General features: G+C 62.7%; 18 protein-coding genes. 7 read left to right on the plus strand and 11 right to left on the minus strand.

What is annotated here, in order from left to right; genetic code table 11:
• The first annotated feature begins 578 nt into the window (after positions 1–578).
• Positions 579–1,061 (plus strand): hypothetical protein, encoded by a 483-nt coding sequence (locus G473_RS0123470; protein ID WP_154667555.1) that lies wholly within the window; start codon positions 579–581, stop codon positions 1,059–1,061.
• Positions 1,062–1,262: 201 nt separating this feature from the next.
• Here G473_RS0123470 and csb2 read toward each other — a convergent pair whose 3' ends face one another.
• The 5 genes from csb2 to G473_RS30550 form a co-directional block, all read right to left on the minus strand.
• Positions 1,263–3,518, minus strand: a complete 2,256-nt coding sequence (gene csb2 / locus G473_RS29665) for a type I-G CRISPR-associated protein Csb2 (protein ID WP_051330656.1) — start codon at positions 3,516–3,518, stop codon at positions 1,263–1,265.
• A gap of 29 nt (positions 3,519–3,547) precedes the next feature.
• Complete coding sequence (cas7g, locus tag G473_RS0123480; RefSeq protein WP_029015110.1) at positions 3,548–4,633, minus strand: type I-G CRISPR-associated RAMP protein Csb1/Cas7g; 1,086 nt, start codon at positions 4,631–4,633, stop codon at positions 3,548–3,550.
• Entirely contained in the window at positions 4,630–5,508 is an 879-nt protein-coding gene (cas8g2, locus tag G473_RS0123485; protein ID WP_035709229.1) for a type I-G CRISPR-associated protein Cas8g2, read from the minus strand. Before cas8g2 ends, cas7g begins: the two co-directional genes overlap by 4 nt.
• Positions 5,508–8,096 carry a type I-G CRISPR-associated helicase/endonuclease Cas3g gene (cas3g, locus tag G473_RS0123490; RefSeq protein ID WP_161631033.1) on the minus strand — a complete coding sequence of 863 codons (2,589 nt, stop codon included), beginning with the start codon at positions 8,094–8,096 and terminating at the stop codon, positions 5,508–5,510. The genes cas8g2 and cas3g overlap by 1 nt, the downstream gene beginning before the upstream one ends.
• Positions 8,097–8,207: 111 nt before the next feature.
• Positions 8,208–9,164, minus strand: a complete 957-nt coding sequence (locus G473_RS30550) for a hypothetical protein (protein ID WP_154667556.1) — start codon at positions 9,162–9,164, stop codon at positions 8,208–8,210.
• Between the two features lie 254 nt (positions 9,165–9,418).
• On the opposite strand from G473_RS30550, the gene cmr1 reads away from it, so the two are divergent.
• From cmr1 to cmr6, 6 genes are read left to right on the plus strand one after another with little or no spacing between them, the layout of a single operon-like run.
• Positions 9,419–10,732, plus strand: a complete 1,314-nt coding sequence (gene cmr1, locus G473_RS0123500) for a type III-B CRISPR module RAMP protein Cmr1 (RefSeq protein WP_029015114.1) — start codon at positions 9,419–9,421, stop codon at positions 10,730–10,732.
• Positions 10,729–12,828: a type III-B CRISPR-associated protein Cas10/Cmr2 gene (gene cas10, locus G473_RS0123505; protein WP_029015115.1), complete on the plus strand. Its 2,100-nt coding sequence runs from the start codon at positions 10,729–10,731 to the stop codon at positions 12,826–12,828. Before cmr1 ends, cas10 begins: the two co-directional genes overlap by 4 nt.
• Positions 12,828–13,964 (plus strand): type III-B CRISPR module-associated Cmr3 family protein, encoded by a 1,137-nt coding sequence (locus G473_RS0123510; RefSeq protein ID WP_035709232.1) that lies wholly within the window; start codon positions 12,828–12,830, stop codon positions 13,962–13,964. The genes cas10 and G473_RS0123510 overlap by 1 nt, the downstream gene beginning before the upstream one ends.
• 8 nt (positions 13,965–13,972) lie before the next feature.
• On the plus strand, positions 13,973–14,875 hold the full coding sequence (gene cmr4, locus G473_RS0123515; RefSeq protein ID WP_029015117.1) for a type III-B CRISPR module RAMP protein Cmr4: 903 nt from the start codon (positions 13,973–13,975) through the stop codon (positions 14,873–14,875).
• A 3-nt stretch (positions 14,876–14,878) separates the two neighbouring features.
• Positions 14,879–15,346 carry a type III-B CRISPR module-associated protein Cmr5 gene (cmr5, locus tag G473_RS28595; RefSeq protein WP_051330657.1) on the plus strand — a complete coding sequence of 156 codons (468 nt, stop codon included), beginning with the start codon at positions 14,879–14,881 and terminating at the stop codon, positions 15,344–15,346.
• Positions 15,343–16,476, plus strand: coding sequence for a type III-B CRISPR module RAMP protein Cmr6 (gene cmr6 / locus G473_RS28600; RefSeq protein WP_051330658.1), 1,134 nt, complete (start codon positions 15,343–15,345; stop codon positions 16,474–16,476). Before cmr5 ends, cmr6 begins: the two co-directional genes overlap by 4 nt.
• Before the next feature lie 209 nt (positions 16,477–16,685).
• Here cmr6 and G473_RS30555 read toward each other — a convergent pair whose 3' ends face one another.
• The 6 genes from G473_RS30555 to fliD form a co-directional block, all read right to left on the minus strand.
• Complete coding sequence (locus G473_RS30555) at positions 16,686–16,841, minus strand: hypothetical protein (RefSeq protein ID WP_154667557.1); 156 nt, start codon at positions 16,839–16,841, stop codon at positions 16,686–16,688.
• The gene (locus tag G473_RS28605; RefSeq protein ID WP_154667558.1) at positions 16,813–18,492 is read right to left on the minus strand and encodes a tetratricopeptide repeat protein; all 1,680 of its coding nucleotides are present in this window, start codon (positions 18,490–18,492) and stop codon (positions 16,813–16,815) included. The genes G473_RS30555 and G473_RS28605 overlap by 29 nt, the downstream gene beginning before the upstream one ends.
• 398 nt (positions 18,493–18,890) lie before the next feature.
• Positions 18,891–19,145 (minus strand): hypothetical protein, encoded by a 255-nt coding sequence (locus G473_RS0123540; RefSeq protein WP_035709234.1) that lies wholly within the window; start codon positions 19,143–19,145, stop codon positions 18,891–18,893.
• Positions 19,135–19,797: a sigma-70 family RNA polymerase sigma factor gene (locus tag G473_RS28610; protein ID WP_051330659.1), complete on the minus strand. Its 663-nt coding sequence runs from the start codon at positions 19,795–19,797 to the stop codon at positions 19,135–19,137. Before G473_RS28610 ends, G473_RS0123540 begins: the two co-directional genes overlap by 11 nt.
• Positions 19,790–20,239 carry a hypothetical protein gene (locus G473_RS30690; RefSeq protein WP_029015120.1) on the minus strand — a complete coding sequence of 150 codons (450 nt, stop codon included), beginning with the start codon at positions 20,237–20,239 and terminating at the stop codon, positions 19,790–19,792. Before G473_RS30690 ends, G473_RS28610 begins: the two co-directional genes overlap by 8 nt.
• 55 nt (positions 20,240–20,294) lie before the next feature.
• On the minus strand, positions 20,295–21,965 hold the full coding sequence (gene fliD / locus G473_RS0123555; protein ID WP_035709237.1) for a flagellar filament capping protein FliD: 1,671 nt from the start codon (positions 21,963–21,965) through the stop codon (positions 20,295–20,297).
• Between the last annotated feature and the right edge of the window lie 18 nt (positions 21,966–21,983).

Here is a 21,983-nt window from a genome sequence, read left to right on the forward strand (position 1 = left end):
CATAACCGGAATCCGGGCTGATTGCGAGCGGGTCTTTGAATGGGGGCTGAGAACGCTGCCAAAGCGTTCTTTCCATGATGAACAATGTCAAAGAACCGGTCAATTTCAACCGCTTAATGGCTTGCGAGCGGGTCCCGGGTTTTCGGGGGGTACTGAGCTGCTCGCAAAAAGAACGGCAAAGGGGCTGTCTGGTGGGGAGCATCCAACAGCAGCGCCCACTTGTCCAGTATCTAACGCCGCAGGCATTTTCCGCCCGCCATGCGGTGGCAAGGGCAGGAAGTGATGTGTCGAGGCCCGCGCTTCATCGCCGCTTGCGGCCCCGCATCAACACCGCCTGGAACAAGCAAAAGCGGGAGGGGGCGTAATCAGGCGTCGGGAAACGGCTGGAAAGCACCGAAAGTTACTTTCCCCTGTCCGCTATTGTCGCTGCCATTGCCCTTGTTTGTGGGCATGTCGGTCTGCTGTTGCCTAATGGCTGAGCCGGCCTTATATAAAAGATGTCCGCTGAGGTGGGAACGGCCGCCCCACACCCCTGGCAACAGGGAGAGTAACCGCTTTGCGGTGAAAGGGATTCCGGAGTGGCATCCGGGCTCGGACCAGAAAACGCCCCCCAAATGGGGCGTTTTCTATTTTTGCGCCAAATGGATATGGCCCTTTTGTCGCTTTCGCCCGATCTCATCCTCGGTGACAAGATAGCAGGATCGGACACGATACCGTCCGCTCTCATCCAGTTCCAAGCTGACGGCGACAAGGACGGCCGAACCGGGTGGTTCCCGCAGTCGCCGGAGCAGTTCAATGTTCTCTCGATGATTTGGGGCCTGTCCGATGAATGTCGGGTCGCGGATCACCTCGGCAATGTGCTGGCGGCAGATTGGGTAATCGTCCGGGTGTTTCTCCGCCGCGTGCCGGTGGGCGAGGCCCGACATGTGGACTGGTCCCGGTTCCAACTCTGTGCCCAGCGTTCTGTTGATGATCTCCGCGGGCAGATCACCAAGGTCAAGGGCGGGGTAGGTACCCTTCTGCAACTTCGGCTGTCCGACATCGGGGCTGGAAATGCCTAATTTTTCGTTGGTAGAGGACATATCCATAGCGCCCAGATCGGTAGGGGGGCGTTGCGGTAGGGCAGGGCTAACAGCAGATCGCTTGCCCGTTTGGCAACTGCGAGCGCTTCAATGAGATCATGCCCTACCGCAACATGAACAGGAATGTCGCAGTTCGGCCCATGCGTAATGACCTTGGCCGGAAGTTGCCAAACAGCATTATCACCCCAGCCCCATCATCCCGCCGCCGCGATGCGCATCGCGGCCCAGCAGGATCGGGCCTGTCACCGGTTTGGCAAAGCGCAGGGTCAGGCGGGCGGACAGGCCGTCGCGGGGACCGGACAGGATATCCGTGACCTGGATATCCACCGGTGCCGGCAGGCCCCGGCGGGACAGTTCGGCCTGGATATCGGCGGCGATGAACAAGGCCGGGTCTGTGTCCCGCCCCGGATGGCGGGTGGGGCGATAGCGGGTCTGGCTGGTCCAGACTGTGCCCGTCGCCAGCGGCAAAGGCTGGGCTGAGGAAAGGGATAACAGGCCCACCGCACCGGCGCGGACCAGGGCCAGTTGCCCGGTAACGCGGGTGAAGCTTTGCCGCTCCGCGCCCGTCATATCCGTCACCGTGCGATCCACCCGCCAGGGGGCGATGACCTGCACCTGATCCAGCAGCCCGTCGCCATCGGTATCCAACAGGGCGATATAGATATGGCGGTGTGCGCCCGACCGGGCGGCCTCCGGCCCGTCCTCATGCCCGGAAAACAGGGTGGGCACGCCGCCGCGCCCGTCGCGCGCCAGGCTCATCAATGCGGCGCGCACCGCCTGGGTTGCGGCGGCGCGCTGTGCCACGGGCGGGCGACAATCGGGGGACAGGGTGTAGGAAACGGCATCGGCGTCTGCACTTGGCGTGACGGCGGGGGACGGTGCCATCAGGCCCAACCCCAGCCAGCGGCCATTGCCCAGAAGCAGGGGGCCGGACATAGGCTTGGCGAAGGTCAGCGCCACATGCCACAGGCTGTGGCGGGAAAAACGCGGCGGGTTGGCGAAACGCTCCGCCGCTTCCCCCTTGGCCAGGAAGGGTTCGCGCTGTACCCGAATGGCCAGCACCAGGCGCGGGTCGATGCCGGCATGGCGGCAGGCATCCAGGACGGCAGAACGGGCCTGCGCCTCCTCTGCCAGCCGTTCAGTGCCGTTCTTGGCCTCTGCCAGCCGCACGGCTTCGTCCGGGTGGCGCAGGCGACCGGCATCCATCCGGCGGCGGGGGGCGGGCAGGGAAAGGGGCGTGATGCTGATCCAGTCACGCTGGTCTTTATGGTGGCCGTCGCCGCCCCGGTCCGGGGGCAGCAGGCCATAATGCCCGGCCATCCCATCCGCCGTGCCTGTGGGCACCAGGGTCAAATCCTCGCCCTCTGCCACAATCTCCCCGGTTTCCGGGTCCATCGCCATGTCCAGCCCGCTGAACACGGCCAACACCTCATCCCGCGGCAGGGGGCAATCGGGCGGCACCTCCACCAGCAGGCGGCGGATGGCGGCATCAGTATGGGCCATACCGATGGAGGGCAGGGGGATCAGGCGCACGCGCCGATCCTTGTCGGCCGGGCCGGCATCCAGCCCCACCAGCACAAGGTCGATCATGTCGGCCCGGTCCGGCAGGCGTGTTTTCAGCAAGGCGGCGGCGCGATCACGGATGCGCGTGGTCAGGTCCACCGCCTTGTGCATCGGCTGGGCGGCAAACCGACCGTCGCTGCGGCGCAATTCACACAGCAGGCGGGCGGGCGGGCGGTCATAGGCGACGGGGCGGAACAGCGGCTTGGGCGGGCGGGCGAAATTCAGCGTCAGGGTCCGCCCCTCCTTGCCGGGCTGGTACTGGCGGCGGGCGGCCTCAAACCGTGCCTTCAGGCTGGCCAGGGAGCCTTGGGTGGGGCAACCGGGGTCATTCGCCCCGCCCCCGCCCGCCATGGGCCGGGCGATGGCCCCGCCATGCTGGCGCAACCGTTCCGCTGCCGCCTCCCAATCCAGCACTTCCGCCTTGGCAAAGGCCGGGTCGATGCCGCGCCCCAGCGTGTGCAGGCGGCTGGCCAGGGCGGCGATGCGGGCGGCCTGTTCCTCCCCCTGGTCGAAGGGCCAGGCGTAGAGCAGGGTCTGGCTGTCCAGCAGGCGGGGGCGCACCCGTTTCGGCACCCGCATTTCCGCCACGCGGGCCGGGTCGCCGCCTTTGGCATCCAGGCCATTATTGGGCACATAATGCAGCACCTCCGACCCCAGATGCCCGGATGGGGTGGCGATGTGGGGCGGCGACAGCCTCTCCATCCAAGTGAAGGCCGTATCTTTGTCCGCAGCCTCCTCCGCCGCCCATTGGCCGCCATAGGCCCCGGCCACCAGCGCCTGAAACAGCCGCCAGGGTGCCGGTGGCCAGTCGCCCACGCCATGATAGCGGGCATCCAGCAGCGTCACTTCGATCAACAGGGCGCGGGTTGGCATGGGCGAGCTTTCTTTGGCGGGCGTGGGCCTTACTTGGCCTTTTTCTTGGTTTCTTCCGGCTTCACATCCGCCTTGGCCCGTTCCTTGGTGAAGCTGACCCGGCGATCCGCGCCGACGCCGAACGCCTTTGCCGCCTTGGTGGCATAATCCAGCGCGCGGGCATCATCCAGCGCCAGGGCCTGACGTTGACCATTGCGGGCAACCACATGCCAGAGGGCGGGCGCGTCAAAATCCGGGGTCAGCAGACAGCCCTGGCGCAGGAAACCATCCTGCGGTTCGGTCGCCGCCACCAGCGACAGGCCAAGGATGTACCGGCGCAGGGCCACGGCATTTTCACCGCCCAATTGCCGCAGGGCCACCAGATTGATGGTGACGGTACGCCAGATGCCGCCGCGTGCAATCACCCCACCGGGGGCGTTGACGGCGGGTACATGCACAAAGCCGCGTTGGGCAAGCGGGCTTTTGGCGTCGCGTTCGGCCTTGGCCTTGTCTTCATCATCAAAGACACCCAGGGCCGCATAATCCAGGGCCGGATTGAACTGCGCCGACCGGTGCAGCACGTCGATATCATGGGCGCGGATGGCCGATTGCACGATGCGCGGCAGCTTGGCCTGGGTATCGCGGCTGTCCCACACGCCGAACACCAGCGAGGTCGGGGCCAGCTTGGCGATGGGGTGGGCGTCGCCATTATCCAGATAGGTCAGGAAGGCGGCCTGCGCCTCCTCCTTCAATTCCGTCGACCGGATCAGCGCGTCGCCCAGCCGGTGCCCGGCCTCCAGAATGGAGAGGGTTTTCTCATTGCCATAGGTCACATCCACCTGCGGCACCAAGGTTGCCAGCGGGTTCTCCGGCTGGTCGGGCTTGGCGCGCTTGAACAGGGGTTCCATCCGGTTGGCCTGGGCACCGACGCTGTCCACCTGCACGATCTTGGTGCCGTCGGACAGGGTGTCGATGGCATAACCATCCTTGGTATCGGCATAGGTGGGGGGGAAGAACACCGCGCCCTCCCCCTCCACCGGGATCAGCCGCTGCTTCAGGGCCAGCGCCACGGGGCCACGCGGATCATCGGCCCAGCCATGGATGATATCGTCGGTCAGGGACAAGAGATCGGTCATGGCTTTGTATCCTCCAGGGCGTCCGTGATGCAGCGGGCCTGACCTTCCTGGCCGGGCCAACCCAGTTTCATGGTGAATGTGCGGATGGGAAAGCCGGGATTGCTTAGGCCCAGCATGGCGCGGGCAAACAGGGTGGGCAGCGGTGCCCCCCAGGCCCCGTAACGATACAGCAGTTTGTTCAGGCGCAGGGGGCGGGCATGTTGCAACCCGATGGCGGCCAGCAGTTCCACCAGCGGATAACCCACCATGCGCACATCCCCATGGTCATTGGGGGAGAAACCCACATCCAGCGGGATATAATCCCGCCGCCAGTCAAAGCGGAAACTGCTGCTTTGCGGGCGGGCAAAGGCAAACGGGTCGGCGGCTATTACGGGCAGTCCGTCGCCGCCCAGCGGACGGACCAGATCCAGCGCGTCACGGGTCAAGGCCGCGCCGGAATAACCGCCCGCCCCGGCCCAGAACTTCATATTATCGCGCCCGATATGGCTGCCATCGGCCCAGGATGATAGGGGGATATCACCCCCCGGCCCGGTCAGCAGGGCGGGCAGGGCGCTGGGTGTTTCCGGCAAGGGGCAGGGGTAGGTGCCGGGCGGCAGCGCGGTTTGCGTGCGCACCCCCGGTTCCTTGGCGGCCAAATCAGACCCCGCCGGTGCCAAAGCCACCGCCTCTGCCTGAGCCAGAAACTGCAGCACGGTCAGCACCGGGTCATCCCCGCCGGGGGCGGTCAGGGTGAAACGCACGTGCGTTTCCTGGCCCTGCCAGACAAAGCCGCCGCTCGCCGGGCCGATCAGGATTTCTGCCGCCTCCATCAGGCCCAGACAGGCGAAGACCTGTCCGGGGTTGCGCAGATCGACGGGAATGGATGATGTGGCCATCACGCCCCCTCCTTATCCAGCCGGCGCGACACGCGCTGATCGGCGGCGCGCAACAGCGCCTCCCACCAGGCCAACCCCCACGGCCCCCAGTGCGCCTGCAGCCGGGCAAAGCGCAGGGCTGCCTGTGCCGCACGGTCCCGATGGCTTTGCAGCGACGTGCGCGGGTCTGGATCAACCGGGGCGATCCAGGGGCGGGCATAACCATGATGGGAGGCCACCAGATGCAGCGCCAGCTCGCGCAGATCATCGGGCAGGTCAGCCAGTGGCCCGGCATCACGCTCCAGATCCAGCAGGCTGCCAAATTCATGACGATAGGTTTCGCCATTGATCTTCAACAGGGCTGGGTTGGCGCCGCGACCGGTTGTTTTGGCCAGCGGCGGGGCACCACGCGGCACCCCCATGGCCCGCTGCCACAGGGGTCGCGCCTTGCCTTGGTCATGAACAGCGGCAGCAGCGGCCAGCATGGCGCGATAGGGCGGGGGAAGGCCTAGCCTTTCCGCCAGTTCATCAGCCTCCTTCCTGGCCCAAACCAGATGGTCGGGCAGTTCTTGCGTCCGCCGACGGATGGCGGGGTCGCCGCCGCTTTCCTGATCCCCGTCGCGCCATGTTTCGATGGCCAGAAACCGCTCCGTGTCGGGTTGGTCCGGGGCGGTCAGGGCAATGCGTTCCACCAGCCGCCAGCCGGGCGCGTCGGTGGGCGGATCAGGCTCGCCGGTTACCCTCTCCACAATGCGCAAGCCGGCGACCCTCTGGTCCGCCTCTTCCCAGCCATCATCCAGGCAGGGGGCGGGATGGTCCGCATCGCTGGACAGCAGGCCCTGCGCATCCAGCCCGCCCATCGCGTGATGGATGATGAACAGGGTGCCGGCGGGGGCATTGTCAAAGAAAGGATCGCGCTTCTTTTTGTCGCGCAGATCGTCCAGCCGCAGCTTGGCGATGCCATCCCCCAGGGCCAGCACCACGATGGTATTGCCGTTCCAATCAACCTTCTTCGCCCGGTCGGCCAGCACCTTCGTCGCCAGCGAGCGCGGGGCCTCCAATTGCTCCACCAGCCGGGGGCGGGCCTTGTCGAAGAAGGTTTCCAGCGCCTTATCGTCCGGCAACCGGTGCCTTTCCCCCTCCCAGGGCCAGCGCCGCCAAACCAGCGTCACGTCGGGGTCATCTTCCTGCACCCAGCCGCGCAGCCAGGGGGCAATGTCGGGGCGGCCCGGATGGGTGCGCAGGCTGGTCATGGCCCAGGCGTCCAGCGTTGGGCGGTCCAGCGCGGGGTATAGCGGGGCGGGCGTGCTGGATGCCTTCAGCAACGGGTTGTCCCGTAAGGCCCGCAACGCGCGGGGGCTGGCATCCACACCGCCATCGGCCAAGGGGGGCAGGCTTTCCAGCAAGTGGCGGCAGGTATCGCGCCGGGCGGCGGCGTCCGCCTGTTCCTTGTCCGCTGCGGCGTCGATGACCTGGATATGGGCAATGCGGTCCCCGCCGCCCTTGCGGTTAACGCGGCCCAGGCGCTGGATCATGCGTTCTGCCGCCACCAAATCCATCACCGCATGGTCGGCATCCAGATCAATCCCCACCTCCCCGGCGGCGGTGGCAACCTGGAAGGTCGGGCCGGGCAGGATGGGTGTATCCGCATCATCCATACCGGGGGTCAGGAACCCGGCGGCGACCAGTCCCCGGCGGGCATCCTCGCGTTCCTTCACCCGCCGCGCGCCGGCCAGCAGCACGACGGCCCCCTCGGGCCGTTTGGCCTTTTTATCGTCCAGCCGGGCCGCAACCTTCTGCGCCACCTCCCGGCTGGTGCAGAAAATGGCGATGCGCCCGCCATGGGTTTCCGCCAAAGCCTGCGCTGACCGCGCCAATTGTTCATCCAGCTTGCCATCCGTGGCAAGGAAGCTCAGCGACTTGGCCGCCGCCAGACGGGTGCTGACAAAATCATCCCTTTTGTCTTCATCTGCCAGGGCAAAGGCATTCGCTGTATTTTCCCCGGTGGCCGAAAGCGCCATCAGGTGGAAAGGCGGCACCAGCGGCACCGGGGGCCGCAAAGCCGCATCACCCGCGGCACTGGCCAGCAGCGCCTGGAAGGGCGGGCATAAATGCGCCTCGTCCAGCACCAGCAGCGTATCAGCCCCCAGCAGCCCCGCCTGAAACGGGCGCAGGCCGGTGGAAACGCCATAGCCCTGGAACAGCAGCCGTGACCCGATCATATCCACGGTGCCGACAATGATGGCAGGCGCCGCCGGGTCTTCCATCCAACGGCGATTATCCACATGCTGGCCGCGCAGGGTGGAAATGGCGAGCGTGTCCCCCGCCAGCAGGCCGGCGGCGTTGCGGGCCAGTTTCTCTGCCTCCTCCGTCGCCTGATCCACCACGGTGCGCCGGTCGACCACGTAAACCAGCCGGTTGGGCAGCTTGGCCCCCATGATCCGCGCTGCCAGCCAGACGGCCATCACCGATGTTTTGCCCAAACCCGTCGGCAGATCCAGGGCCGGCGGCAGGTCGCCCGTCATGAACCGCGTATGCAGCCGGGTTTGCCAGCGCAGCGGGGCGTGGCCGGTCAGCGTGCGGAAGATTTGTTCAAAACGATCCGCCATGCCCGGCACCCCCATCCACCACCCTGCGCCTACAGCTATTGCCATGTGTTTGGCTGACAACGCAATTCTTATGCGTGTGTAATTCGGCCATTCACTGCCAGCAGGTACCGATCAGCCTTCGCCCAACGTGCCCATGTCGATCTTTGCGTCATAGTAGCGGGGGCGGCCATCATTGTTGACATAGCTGAAGATCAGCTTGCGGTTCAGCGTCACCATGGCGGCAGCTATGCTGAAAATCTTCAAGCCAGCGGTTGCATCAATGCAGATTTGATTATGCGTGATCTGGTAACGCTTAACAGCGATATCAACCGCATTGTTCAGTGCATCGACAACATCATTGTATTCTTCAAAGTCAATGCTGGTCTGGCATATGTTTTCAATATGAGGTAATTTTCCAACAAACTCTCCGCGCCTTACCGCATCTTTCAATCTTTCAGTCAATAAAATTTTGAATTCTTCAAAATCATTCTGAGATTCATTAGATGTCACAACCAAAATGGCTTTCAATGGCCATATGCGATCACCGGTCTTGATATGTCTCCAAACCGCACGGAAGTTTTGTTGCCACCCATGCGATTTCTCGATCAGGACAGAGAGCGGAAGCGTGAGACCTGAACAAGTGCTATCCGTTGCAGCTTTGGCATTTTTCAGATGAGTCGCCAGCCCGGCTTTATCCAGGGCGATGATCTCAATCGGCAATACAGGCATGGCATTGTCTACCGCTGCTACCGATGGCTTATTACCTTTAGGCGACAGGCCCATAATCAGAACCGAGCGTCCTTGCGGTTCTGCCTCCGGTAAAATGCGGGCGTGGACAGTCAGGAACTCTTTTCGTTCCTTGTACAGGCACATGGCTGTACAAATGAACAATACGGAGCCAGCAAATGCACCAAGGGCCAGCGTTACGAGTTCGGACCAACCGGTATGGCTGTCCCACCATGGGGACGTTAACTTGATCAAATCAAGCAATGAGTCGGCTACCCAGCCCGCTGATACTGGTAGCATCAGGGCGAGAACGAGCAGTATGAACTGTTTGCCGCGGCCTGTTGATTTTGTATGCCCGCTCATGTTTTATCCATGTCATTTGTTATTTGTCCTATATGATAGAATCATAACTTTCCGCGTTGAAGCGGATTGAAAATAGGCTGCCTTTTCAAGATCATCCTTAACGGGGATGAGTTGGAATAGGGTACCCTTCATCGGTGCCGGGGGGCAGCAGAACCAATGCCTGCAGTTGTGCATAAATTTGATGCAACTGACAAGGTGATTCATATATAGATTGTTTGCTGCCAATTTTCTTCTCGATTTTGGAACAATAGAATATGGCAAATCCTGTCTGCTGGACCGCGACCTTCGCCATTGTCACCCCGCTTTTTATGGGCGGGGCGCGGCAGGATGAGGGAGCGATCCGGGCGTCCAGCCTGCGCGGGGCTCTGCGGTTCTGGTGGCGCTTCCTGGCCTGGGCCGATCCGGAGATTGCCAAGGTGGAGGGACAGGTGGAACGGCTGGCTAAACTGCGCCGCCTCGAAACCTTGCTGTTCGGCCATGCCGGCAGCCGCCGCACCAGCCGACAGGCCGCCCTTTCCATCCGGGTGGAGCCCCGGCGGACGCCGTTAAAAATATTGAAGAAAGAACAGGTATTGCCCGGTGCGCGCGGGGAACGGGTTGTGGGCCCCGGTGCGCGTTACCTGGGCTATGGGTTGATGGGGGCGTTTGGGCCAACGGCGGGTATCCTGACCCGTCCCTGCATTCTACCCGACCAGGGTTTCAAGGTGCAGTTTCGGTTGACCATGCCGGGTGATCTTGATCCACCAAGGCAAGGCCAAAAGCGGGAAGAACAACCGTTATACAATAAAGACGATTTCGCGCTGGCGAGGGACCTGTTCGACCGCGCGCTGCGCCTGTTCGGGCTGGTTGGTGGATTGGGCAGCCGGGCGCGGCGCGGCTGGGGCAGTATCGCTCTGCACGCGCTGGAGGGCTATGGCGCAACCTTCACCCGGCCCGACACGGTGGAGACCTATGTCAGTGAGGTTCAGAAGCTGCTGAAGGCGTCGTCCGCCGCGACAGACCCTTTGCCCCCCTTCACCGCCCTTGGCCGCGATAGCAGGGTTGAAGTGCTGGTGACGGATGCGGTTGAGGCCATTGCCGCCCTGGATGAGTTGGGCCAGGGCATGCAGCGTTATCGGGCCTGGGGACATAAGGGCAAGGTGAATAACCGAGACAGCGAGAAGAATTTCCAGAAAGACCATGATTGGTCAAAGGACCCGTTTGGCAACACCTATCGCAACTTTGTGCCCGAACGCGCGGTTTTTGGTCTTCCGCAGAATTATGGTCAGAATTTTGGCATCTCCCCACCGGCGGACCGCAGTGACCGCCGCGCCAGCCCCTTGTTCCTGCATGCGCATCGGTTGGCCAGTGATTGGGCTATCGGGGTGGCGTTGTTGCTGCCCGCCCGGTTCCTGCCGGGGGAAAAGGAGGGGCAGGGGGATGTTGCGGTGAAACAGAATGCCCGCAAGGATACCCGCCGATACAGTGCCGATTGGGGTGTCTTGCATCGGCTGCTGGATGGATTCAAACAACCCGACAGCCGTAACCGCGCGCCCTATTTCCCGAACAAAACCAAGGTCTGGTCATGACGGACGCCACCATTCTTCACGTTAAAATCGGCCCGGTTCAGACCTTTATCCGTCAGGCCCGGCGCACGCGCGACCTGTGGGCGGGGTCGTTTCTGCTGTCCTGGTTGTCCGGTAAGGCTATGGTGGTGGCGGCTGCGGGCGATGAGGAGAAAATTGAATCGCCCTCGTTGGCGGGGGACGCGATGTGGGCCGCCCTGACCGATAAGACCGCCGACGGGTCACTGGCGGCGGGCCCGACCGTCGCCACCCTGCCCAACCATTTCAGTGTCGACGTCCAGGGCCGGGATGGTGGGCAGGTTGGCAATGACGTATCAGATACCGTGGCCAAGGCGTGGAAAGCACTGGCGGATGCTGTCTGGAAGACGTTTCTAGAAGGCGTTGGTAGTGGAGAGAATACCCGCGTTATCTGGGATCGGCAGATCAATCATTTCTGGCAGGTTAGCTGGTCAGTGGGTGACGGTGCTGTGTTTGCCGGGCGGGGAAGCTGGCGGTTTCCAAAGGCTGGCCGGGCGGATGAAGGCGGCGACCATTGCAGCATCATGGGCGATTATCAGGAATTGTCCGGGTATGTGCGGGCGAAGGGTGGCGGCAAGGAACAGGATGCTTTCTGGGATGATGTGCGGGCCAGCATCAGCCATGTAATCTACAAAAAGGACCAAGCAAACGGCTCGCTGGAACTCGGCCGCAGCGAGCGTTTGTGCGCCATCGCCCTGGTCAAACGCCTGTTTCCGCTGTTGCCGTTGAAAACCTTACAAGACATCATTGGCTGGATACCTGTTGAGGGTGAGCGGATAAATGAAGGAACCGCTCGCAAGTGGCTGCGCAAATATCCGTCCACCGCCCACATGGCGGCCCGGCCCTGGCTGTTGAAAAGCAAGGAGCATCTGCCGGGCGGGAAGGCGGCTTTGGATGACTATCTGCATTTTGTGAAGGAGATGGCCAAAGGTCCTATCTCGGCACGAAGCGAGTTTCCTATTCCTGACCTGGACTTGCAGGAAGAATACAATAAAGCGGACGGGCAAGAGATCGTCAGGCTGCTGATCAAATCGGAAAGCGACAATCGCCAACGTAATTTGCGCCCTCAAGATATTGACGAGTTTCTTGACCTGGACGGTACCTTGTTTTTCGAGGACGGCATTGCCCGCCGTAGGGCCGAAATACAGGCCAATCGGGATCGTGATCCGGCTGGTAGCAGGCCAATACCGGAGCAGGAGCGTGAGGCTGTCAAAGCTTTGCAAGAAGAACTGGCCAAACTTCAGAAGGCTACGGCCCCGGATGGCGGGCGGCGTCAGCGCAAGATGGTCAAGGCCTCTCCCTTCTATGCCCTGCTGCGGATGGATGGCGACAATATCGGGAAAGAGCTGCAAGCGGGCAGGGGTAAGCAGGTTAGCGCAGCGCTGACCCTGTTCACCGCCGATGCGGGCGATATCCTGTCACAGCATTATGGCCTGCCCATTTATGTCGGTGGCGATGATGTGCTGGCCCTGCTGCCCCTGCATCGGGCGTTGCTGGCAGCGGAAGAGCTGCGCCGGGTTTTTGTGAAACATATGCGCAGCCAGGACTGCCAAGAACCAACTCTGTCCGCCGGTATGGTCTTCGCCCATTACACCACGCCCCTGGGCACGGTGCTGGACCTGTCCAAGGAATTGCTGGAGGTCGAGGCCAAGGCCAATCATGGCCGCAACAGCTTGGCGCTGGCCCTGTTGAAAAGTTCGGGGGAAGCGGCGCGGTTCGTGACGAAATGGTGCCGCGACTGTAATCCCGTTGTGCCCATGCTGACCGACCTGACGGTGGCCTTTGCGCAGGATGATGAGCGCTCCTCCTCCCTGATCCATAATCTGCAAAGCCGGTTAGCCGACCTGTTCCGTGATGGGACAGATGGGCGGCTGGGGGGGGATGACCTGATTTCCCTACTGCTGGCGGAACGGATGCGGGGCAAGGATAAGGCGGATCGGGAGCGGGCCAGGGCCGAGATGGAACAGTTGGCCGCCCTGTGCCGAACGAAAGATGGGGCCTTCCGGTTGGATGCGGCGCTGATTGCCAAATTCCTGGCCGATAATGGCGGGTGGTACGGATTGCCGGGGATGAAGCCATGATGGCCAACGGTTTTTATGTGGTGCAGCCGCAGGACAGCCTGTTTTTCCGCGATGGCCGCCCTTATGAACAGGCCGATGATGGTCTGGCGGCAGCGGCCAGCCTGTTCCCCCCACACCCCACCACCCTGACCGGTGCCCTGCGAGTGGCCCTCGCCATGGGCAATGGCTGGGAGGGGAGTGAGGGGTGGCCAAAGGACATTCTGGGGGATGGTCAGGACCTGTCAAAGGGGACAGTGCGGTTCGGGGCACTCCTATTGATGCGACAGGTGGGGGAAAAATGGCAACCGCTGTACCCGGCTCCCCGTAATCTGTTGGTGCGTAAAGCCAGCAACGGTTTGGCATTCGCAACTCTCAGCCCGCACCGCACACCGGCCTTAACCGACCTTGGGCTACTGCATCCAATGCTGCCGCCCAAGGGCTGGGAGAATGCAAAGGATGCGCGGCCCGCCCACGATTGGTGGCTGACGGCAGATGGTTTGGCCAAGGTTCTGGCGGGCGAGCAGCTTGGCGATGATTTCGCCAAAACCCACGTCGTTCATTCTTCGCAGTTGTGGGAGAAGGAACCGCGCATCGGCCTGGAAATGTCGGCGGAAAGCCGCACGGCGGTGCGGGGGCGGCTATATGCCCCCACGCATGTGCGCTTGCGCGACAATGTTGGTCTGGGGATCGCGGTTTCCGACCTGCCTGATCGCTGGAAAAAGCCTGCTTCCATCGTGCCCTTGGGTGGGGAGCATCGCTTTGCCCATCTGGAACCGGCTGGAGAGGCTCCAAAGGTTCCAGAACTGGGAAAAATCAACCACGATAGTGAAGGCAATCAACTGGTCAGCATCACCCTGTTGTCACCGGCACGGGTGGACACAGAATGGCTGAAGCCCGGCCCACTGTTCGACGGCAAGGCCGAAATCCTGTCGGCCTGTTTGGGTGATGTTCTGCCCATTGGCGGTTGGGATAGTCGGCCCGGCCCAAATCGGGGGCCGGTGCCATTGCGGGCATTTCTGCCGGCGGGCAGTTGCTGGTTCCTGCGCATGCCGCCGGACGTGCGAGAAAAATTGCCGTCGTTCCTGGGTGATGCGGCGGATAACGCGCATGGGTTCGGGCATTACGCCCTGGGTACGTTTCAATTTTCTGGTGAATGAGGCTGTAAATGTCGGCATTGGTGCTGGGCCTGTTGGCCGAAACCCCCATCCATCCCGGCAGCGGCCAGGATGACGGTACGGTCGATCTGCCCGTACAGCGGGAAAAAACCACATCCTATCCCGTGATCCCCGGCAGTTCGGTCAAGGGGGCCTTGCGCGATTATGTCCGCCAGCAGTTGCAGAAGGACAAAGAACCGGAAGATGACAAAGAAGCCGAAGAAGTAAAGAAGAAGCACCAAAAGAAAGTCGACGACTGGTTCGGCAAACCGGAAAATGCCGGTAACATCCTGGTGTCTGACGGTCGCCTGCTGCTGCTGCCGGTGCGCAGTCTGACTGGGGCCTATCGCTGGCTCACATGTCCGCATCTGATCGAACGGCTGCGCCGTGATTTGCAACGGGCTGGGTTGCCCACCGAGGGGCTTTCGGTGCCCGCATTGCCGTTGGGCAAGGATACCCCGCCTGTGCTGACGCGCGGGGCAACGGGGGAAAAGCTGTTCCTGGAAGAACGCAGCTTTGAGGTCGCAGGCGCGGTTTCTGCCGAGCTGGTAGCGGCCATCGGCACCCTGATCGATGATGAGGGGGCCCGCGCCCGGCTGGCCGGGCAGATTGCCGTGGTCGGTGATGATGATTTCGCGTGGTTCGCCCGCTACGCCTTGAATGTTCAGGCCCGCAACAACCTGGACCCCGACCGTAAAACCTCCAAGAACCTGTGGTATGAGGAGACATTGCCGCCCGACAGCCTGTTTTACACGATGCTTGTCCCGCGTGTGAACAAGCCTGGTTCAGATGCCAAATCGGCGGTGGATGGACTTCACGAGATGGTCGGGAAACGCCGCTATCTGCAAATGGGTGGCAATGAAACCGTGGGCCAGGGCTGGTTCCTGGCAAAGCCGTTGCGCGGGGAGGGGTGAACCATGACCAATGGTCCCGATCTGGCGCAACGTCGCGCGAAACATGCCTTGGGCGCGGTGACGGCGTATCGTGATGCCAAGTACCGCGATGACGAGGAAAGGAAGAAGAGCCACTCAGCGTATGCCAGCTATATCAAGTCTGCTCCAGCCGCGATCGTCATGAATGGGCTGGGCCAAATGCTGGCAAGTGAATTGGCCCAAGGCGGCAAGGACTCGGCCAAGGGGCAAGGGGGAGTTAAACCTCATGCACACCGGCAGATTTTCCTGCACCTGCAGGATTGGTTGTGTGGGGACGATCCGGAGGCGGTGTTCCGTTCTGCAAAGGGCGATAACACCCGCCTGTTGACGCAGCTCTATGGTGCCAACCAACCAGAATATCTGCGCGCCCAGGCCGAGGCGCTGCTTTACTTGGGTTGGTTGAAGAAATTCGCCGGAGCCCTGTTGGCAGATGATGCGGGGGACCGGCCATGAGCGCACGGCAGGCCCCGCTTTACCAAGGTGCCATGGCAACGGCGGCACAGCATTTCACGCCTACCGGGAACAAAGACAGACCCATCTGGGCCGGCAACACCGGTCTCTGGTACGATAAATTCTGTGACCGTTGGGACTCTGGCTTTGGCGACATCAGCGCCATCAGCAAGACGGAGGAAAACCCAAAGCTGCAATGGGTCGACAGCGTGATCTTTCCACGTCGGGCCGATGGTGTGCCGGATCGTACAGAGCCCGCCGTCCGCGCGGGTGATCCCGATCTTTTGGTCGAAACCGCGAAACGGCGGGAGGCCTTGGCCAGGGCCCAGGGTGGGCTGTGCCTGGAATTCATTCTGGAAACCCGGCTGTTGACTGGCACGGGCCGCCCGCATCCCGTGGAAAATGGCATCGCCTGGCACCCCACCCTGGGCGTGCCTTTCCTGGCGGGCAGCGGTGTGAAGGGCGTGCTGCGCAGTTGGGCCCGGCAAGCGGCGGATGCCACCCCCGACCTGATTGACACCCTGTTTGGCCCGCCCTCGGATGAAAAACTGCATGTCGGCGCCTTGCAGGTGCTGGATGCACTGCCGGTGGAACCGGTGTTACTTGCCGCCGAGATCATCACCCCGCATACCGGCCCCTGGAATCAGGTAGAGCCGGACGCAAAGCGGGTGCAAAACCTGGACGATGCACCCGCCGACTGGCACAGCCCGGTGCCGGTGCCCCTGCTGGCCGTGGAGTCCGATATTCGGTTTCAATTCATCCTGCTGCCTGGAACGGGGCCTGTCCCGAAAGGGGGTTGGGAAGCGACCCTGGCCCGGTGTCAACAATGGCTGACCGATGCCCTGCACGACCTGGGTGCCGGGGCCAAGACCTCCAGTGGTTATGGCCGCTTCCGCGCGGTGGGTGCGCCCGGCCCGACTGATCCCGATATCAGCCTGCCCAGGGGTGTACGCCCCAGCGGCAAGCCAGCCACTGCCGGTCAGGCCGCAACCACCACTGCCCTGCCCCGCCACGGAACGGTTGATGGCGAAGCCGTTGAAATCCTGCGCCGCGAAGGCAGCCATTATGTCGTGAAGTTCATCGACAGCGGCGACATTGAGCGGGTACGGATCGAAGAGGTAAATTTCAAATGACCAACTGGTCCCTGACAAAACTCTTTATGGCAACGGTCCCCATGTTGGATGTCAGTGCCTATGCCAGGCACTTGGCATAGGCACCAGCTTCCCTTTTAATCTACAAAATCTGATCCAGACGCGTTGTTTCGCCAGACAGCGTTAGTCCACGCCGCATGCCGCCGTCTGCCAGCAAAATATTCAGTGTGTTGAAATTCGAGCGGCATCTCTCACCTCTCATCAAGGTTCATCTCCCGTCGCCGCTTCACCCGCTTCGCGATGAATTTGGCGAAGGGGCCGATCTGCCCTTCCACTGACCGAGCCGGGAACACCTGATCGGCAGCCCACAGTTCCGTATTATTCCAGGATGCCGTGCGCCGGATCATGCCGCAGCCTGTCCAGGGTTCGGGCCATGGCCTGGATGGTGTCCCGCCGGTCACCGGATACCGGCTCCGGAAAGGGGCGCATGCTGGCGAACCAGGGGCGAACCGGACTGCCCAGACAGGTGAAATCAATCCGGGGAGAAAGTCGCCAGACCGCAACGCCCAGGGCGGCAGCGAATTCGCCGATGGCGGTTGGCACAGTTATGACCAGGTCGAGCGTGTCCAGCAGGGCCGCCACGGATTCCAGATCATCTTTCAGGTCCAGATCGGACCAGCGATGCAGGCGAATGCCGAACATATCCTCTGCCTCCGCACTCTCCTCGGCGACATCATCATATTGCAGGGGCACGATATGCAGGCCCGGCAGGGTGAGCAGCGGCTTCCAGTCCACAAGATCGGTGTAAAGGTGACGGCGGCCTTCCAGGCGCAGGCCGCTGCGCCAGCACAGCCCCACCTTCAGGCCAGGGCCAAGTGCTGCGACACGCTGGCCCCACACTGCCTTCAGATCAGCACGCGCGGACAGGAAGCCGCCGGTTGCCCCGAACCGGTCAATCCCTGGCCGCAGCAGGCCGGGCAGGGAGCCGGCTGCCACCTGCACGATGCCGTCTTCCCCTGGCGCTGGCCTTGTGTCGCCAACCTGCGCATCGGGAAAGGCCCGGCTGAACAGGCTGGTCAGCCGGGGATCACACTGGATGCGTACCGGCGACCGGGAAGGGGACGGGGAAGGGGAGGGGGAGGGGGGGGCCAAGAGCGCATCACCCTTTGCCAGGGCGATGGCATCGGCGTAGCAGGAGGCGAACATCAGCTCGTCCCCCAGGCCCTGTTCGCGCCAGATCAGCAATTGCCGACCCGCCAGGGGCTCGCCCTGCCAGCGGGGGAGGGGTGGGAGCGCGGGAAACCGTGCCGGTTCCGCCTGGAAACGCGCCTCATACGCGGCCCAGCCGGACAATAATGCCCCTTGTGTCAGGTCCAGCATGGATTTGCAGAACAGCATGCGGGGCGTGGGGCGGCGGGTCAGGCTGTCATCAATCAGCCGCGCCGCCTCAGCCATATGGCCCTGTGCTTGTAAGGCACCGGTCAGGCTGTAGAGCGCATCCGGCTGGTCGGGCTGCAGGGCCAGGGCCTGCCGGCTGGCCGTCACCGCACCTGGAAAATCATGCCGCGCCAGACGGACGGCGGCGAGATTGACATGGGCGTTGACCTGCCGGGGGTTTTGCTCCAACGCCAGGATCAGTTCGGTTTCGGCTTCATCCAGCCGTTCCAGCGCCCGTAAGACAGCCGCCAGATTGGCGCGCAGGGCCGCATCTGCCGGCGCGAATTGAAGCCCCCAGCGGAAGGCCCGCTCTGCCGCCTGCAAATGCCCTAGCAATTTCAGGCAAATGCCCCAGCCGTTCAGCAAGGTGGCATCCGGCGGCAACCGGTCCACGGCGTCGGCATAAACAGTTTCCGCTTCCTCCACGCGCCCGCTTTTCAGCAGGATCAGTGCCAGCCGGGGCAGCCAGCCGGCATCGGCAGGTGCTGCCGCGATGCCGGCCTGGCAGATTTTCCAGGCATCGGCCAATCGTCCTTCCCGCGTTAATTGATCGGCCTGCTGGTGCGGGGTGATCCGGGCGGGCAATGGTGCCTGTCGGCGCGGAAGCGGCCGATGCTTCATGGGGCAACCCTCTGTCAGGGTGATAAGCAGACCCCCCTTGAACGCGGGAAGCCGCCGTTTCCGGTCGATGTTGAGCGGCGATACGCCAGCCCCATCACCGCCTTCAGCAGCAGCGCATTTTTTTGCGACAGGGCCGTAAGCATTCGTACGTGCAACAAACAACAACAGGCATCCGGACACGTCCAGGGCGACGGATGCAGGGGGTATGGTGGAGCGATGAAATGGCCCTGTTATGCCAATCTGCCTGGATTGTGACCGATCCAGGCAGGTCTCGTTTCCTTCAAGTGCTGGGCGCCACCATCAAGCGCCCCGGCTGCCGCCGCGCGGGCAGCCGTCTGCCTGCCGGCCGCAAAATGGGCCGGGCGGTTCCCCATCGCCATGAGTGCGACCTGTGGCTGCTACCCCTGCGCCTTCAGCTTCAGCATGGCGCCGATGATCCGATCCTCCAGCCCGGCGGGCAGGGCCAAATCAGGCGGATCATTGCATAGCATCTCCTCCATGCGCCGCATCTCCACCAAGCGGCGGCGGGCGTCATAGGACTGCCTTAGGTAGCGGAGCAGCACTGGCCGGATATCCTCCGGCCAGTCTTTCAGGCCGCCGCCATAGCGACAGAGCAGCCCCTCGAACTCTCCGCACATCTCATCAAGGGTCATCAAAAGCATCTCGCGCACGAATGGCTGACCGGGCGAACACATGACGGAGCTGTTGGCGCGCCCGCTTCAACAGCCCTTCGGCAGCACTTTGCGTCAGCCCCATGACGGCACCGACTTCAGCCGCTGTCAGCCCCTGATTATAATATAAAGCCAGTGCTACCTGCTGGCTAGTAGGCAGTCGCGTACGGGCCGATTCCAAAGCAGCATAAAGTTGTTTTTGAAAAATGGCCTGATCGAAGCCCTGCCGGTCATCGGCCGGTTCAGCAACTTCTTCCAGCCCGCTGTCGATGGGCCGGCGGCGATAGTCGATGGCGCGGTTGATGACGATGCGATGCAACCAAGTGGTGAATCGCGCCGCCCCCGGTGCCCAACTGTCACGATGACTCCAGACACGCAGGAACGCATCCTGCACAATATCCTCGGCATCGCAATCATGCGGCAGGATGCGCCTTGCCACGGCATAGATGCGTTTCAGATAGCGGCGCACGATTTCGCGGTAGGCGGCCACATCCTCCTGCTGGACGCGCAGCATCAGGTCTTCGTCGCTGGCCTGCGCCAGATCGGCCGCACCCGGCGCGGATAATGGCTGCCGCGGCGCCGCAGGCGCGGTCGGCTTTGCCCCCCGGCGCGGTGCAGGGGAGAGGTCATCCATGCCTGTCCCCCGCCGGCAAGGGGCGGCGGATGACCGGATACAGGGGCGGCGGCTCCTGCCGGTCAAATCCGGCCAGCTTGATCCAGAGCAGACGCAGCGACGCGATCCGGTCATGACTGGCCCGGACGCGCAGTGCCACATCCCGACCGGCAGCCGATCGGCCCAAGGCCATGATCAGGCCGGACAGCATCTGTTGCCACCTTTGCGCATCCGGTGCCGGCAGATAGGCACCGACATAGAGCGACAGGCCGGTCAGAATGCTGATCGCGGCACCAATCTCGCGCGCATAGGGTTCAAATGAACCCTCGCCCGCATGGCGACTGGCGGCGGCGGCGTGCTGCTGACAGCGTTCCAGCAGGGCGGCGATTCCGCGTACAGGCGGCAAGGTCAGATTGGCGCTGCGATAGGCGCCGGTCGCCTTTGAGTAGGGATTGCTCGGCATCCCGATACCCCATCAGATCAGTGAAATTGGTTTGCCCGGAAAGGGGCGAGGCGGGTCAGTCGTCCGTGTTGCTTGCCGCTTCGAGCTGTTTCAGCAGAAGTTTCGCGGTCTGGGCCTTTGCCTCAAGCCGGGCATAATATTCGCGGAGATTTTCTCCATACGCTTCCGCCTTGGTGCGGATGTCGGCGGCCCGGCTTTCCAGGTCGCTGTTATAGTCTACCAGATCGTCGATCTTGCTTTGCAAGGATCCGGTGGCGCTGTCGGATGCCAGCGTCCCCGTCTGGTAGATCTGATCGGCAATGCCGCTGGTCAACTTGATATCGACCGAGGCGGAACTGCCAGTATACACAAAGACCAACCCAGCAAATTCTGTGCCTTCGGCGCCGGTTATACGGGTGCCGTTGATGGTGAATTTGCTGCTGTCGCCGTCCACCGCGACACTGGTCATGGCGCCGGTCGCATCGACGGTGATGTCGAGGGTAAAGTCATTCGCTGCCAGCGTTGTTGGCCGGCGCAACAGCATCATGCTGGTCGAGCTGCTTTCCATGGAAAAGCCAAGCAGCGACTTGATGGCATCCAGGTTGGAGAGCAGGGCATTGTCCAGCGTGTCTTCGTCGATGACCATCTTGTTGTTGCGGTCCAGCGTGATGCCGAGCGTGGCCAGCGAGTTGGTGCCATCCTGATGGTTCAGCGACGTGGCCAGCGAGGTTGCGATCTGTCGCATCAAACTGTCGGCAAACAGCGCCGATTGCGTCGTGTCGCCATTTTCATCGGTGCTGCTGGTGGATTGCTGGCTCAGCACGAAATCGCGCAAGGCGTTATAGGCGTCGGCAAACGCCACAATGCCGGTCTTGATGGCGGAAAGATCGCTGTCGATCTCCACCGTCAGGGTTGTCCCTGCCGACGCGCCATACAGGTCCAGCGTCACCCCGTTCCAGATATCGGTGATGCTGTTGTCGGTGCGGGTGACCTGCACCCCATCGACATTCAGGATCGCCGACCGGGCGGCGACCAGTTCATTGGCGATGGCCCCGTCGCTGTCGGTCAGGCCCAGGCTGGTCAGGATACCGTCATCATCGCCGGCCAGGCTGATTGATTGCCCAGTCTCCTTGGCGGTCAGCACCAGCCGGTATTCAGCGTCGGAAACCTTCAGCACACTGGCGGAAACGCCGCTGGCAGCACTGGTGTCATTGATGGCGGCTGCCAGTTGGGTCAGGGTGCTGGTGGCGGTCAGGTTGATGGTCTGCGCCGTGCCGCTGCCGGCGGCAATGGTGAAGCTGCCGGACAGGCCCAAAGCTGTGCTGGCCGATGCCTGATTGCCGGACGCGATCTTCTGCGCCGTCGCCAGTTGCAGGATTTCAACAGAATGGCTGCCCAGATCGGTGCCATTGGCAACACTGACCCCCAGCAGGGAGGACGCGGTGCTGGAACCGGTGACATAGGCGGTCCGCTGGTCAAACAGATCATCGCTGCTGCTGCTATAGCCTTCCGGCATGCGCAAGGCGTTGGCAGCATCGGTCAGCGTTGCCGTCAGCGACTGCATCTCCTGATAGGCCTGGATCATGGCCTCGTTCTTGGTCACCTGCACATCAATGCGGTCGGCGGGCAGCGTCTTGGCCGCAACCACCGTCTGCACCAGCGCATCATAATCAATGCCCGTGACGCTGGACGCAGTGCTGCTGGTCGCGGTCGTGCTGCTGGTCGACGTGGTGGAGGAGATGGCCATAGCGGGCAGCCTTCATGT

It is taken from the genome of Niveispirillum irakense DSM 11586 (assembly GCF_000429645.1).
Taxonomy (GTDB): domain Bacteria; phylum Pseudomonadota; class Alphaproteobacteria; order Azospirillales; family Azospirillaceae; genus Niveispirillum; species Niveispirillum irakense.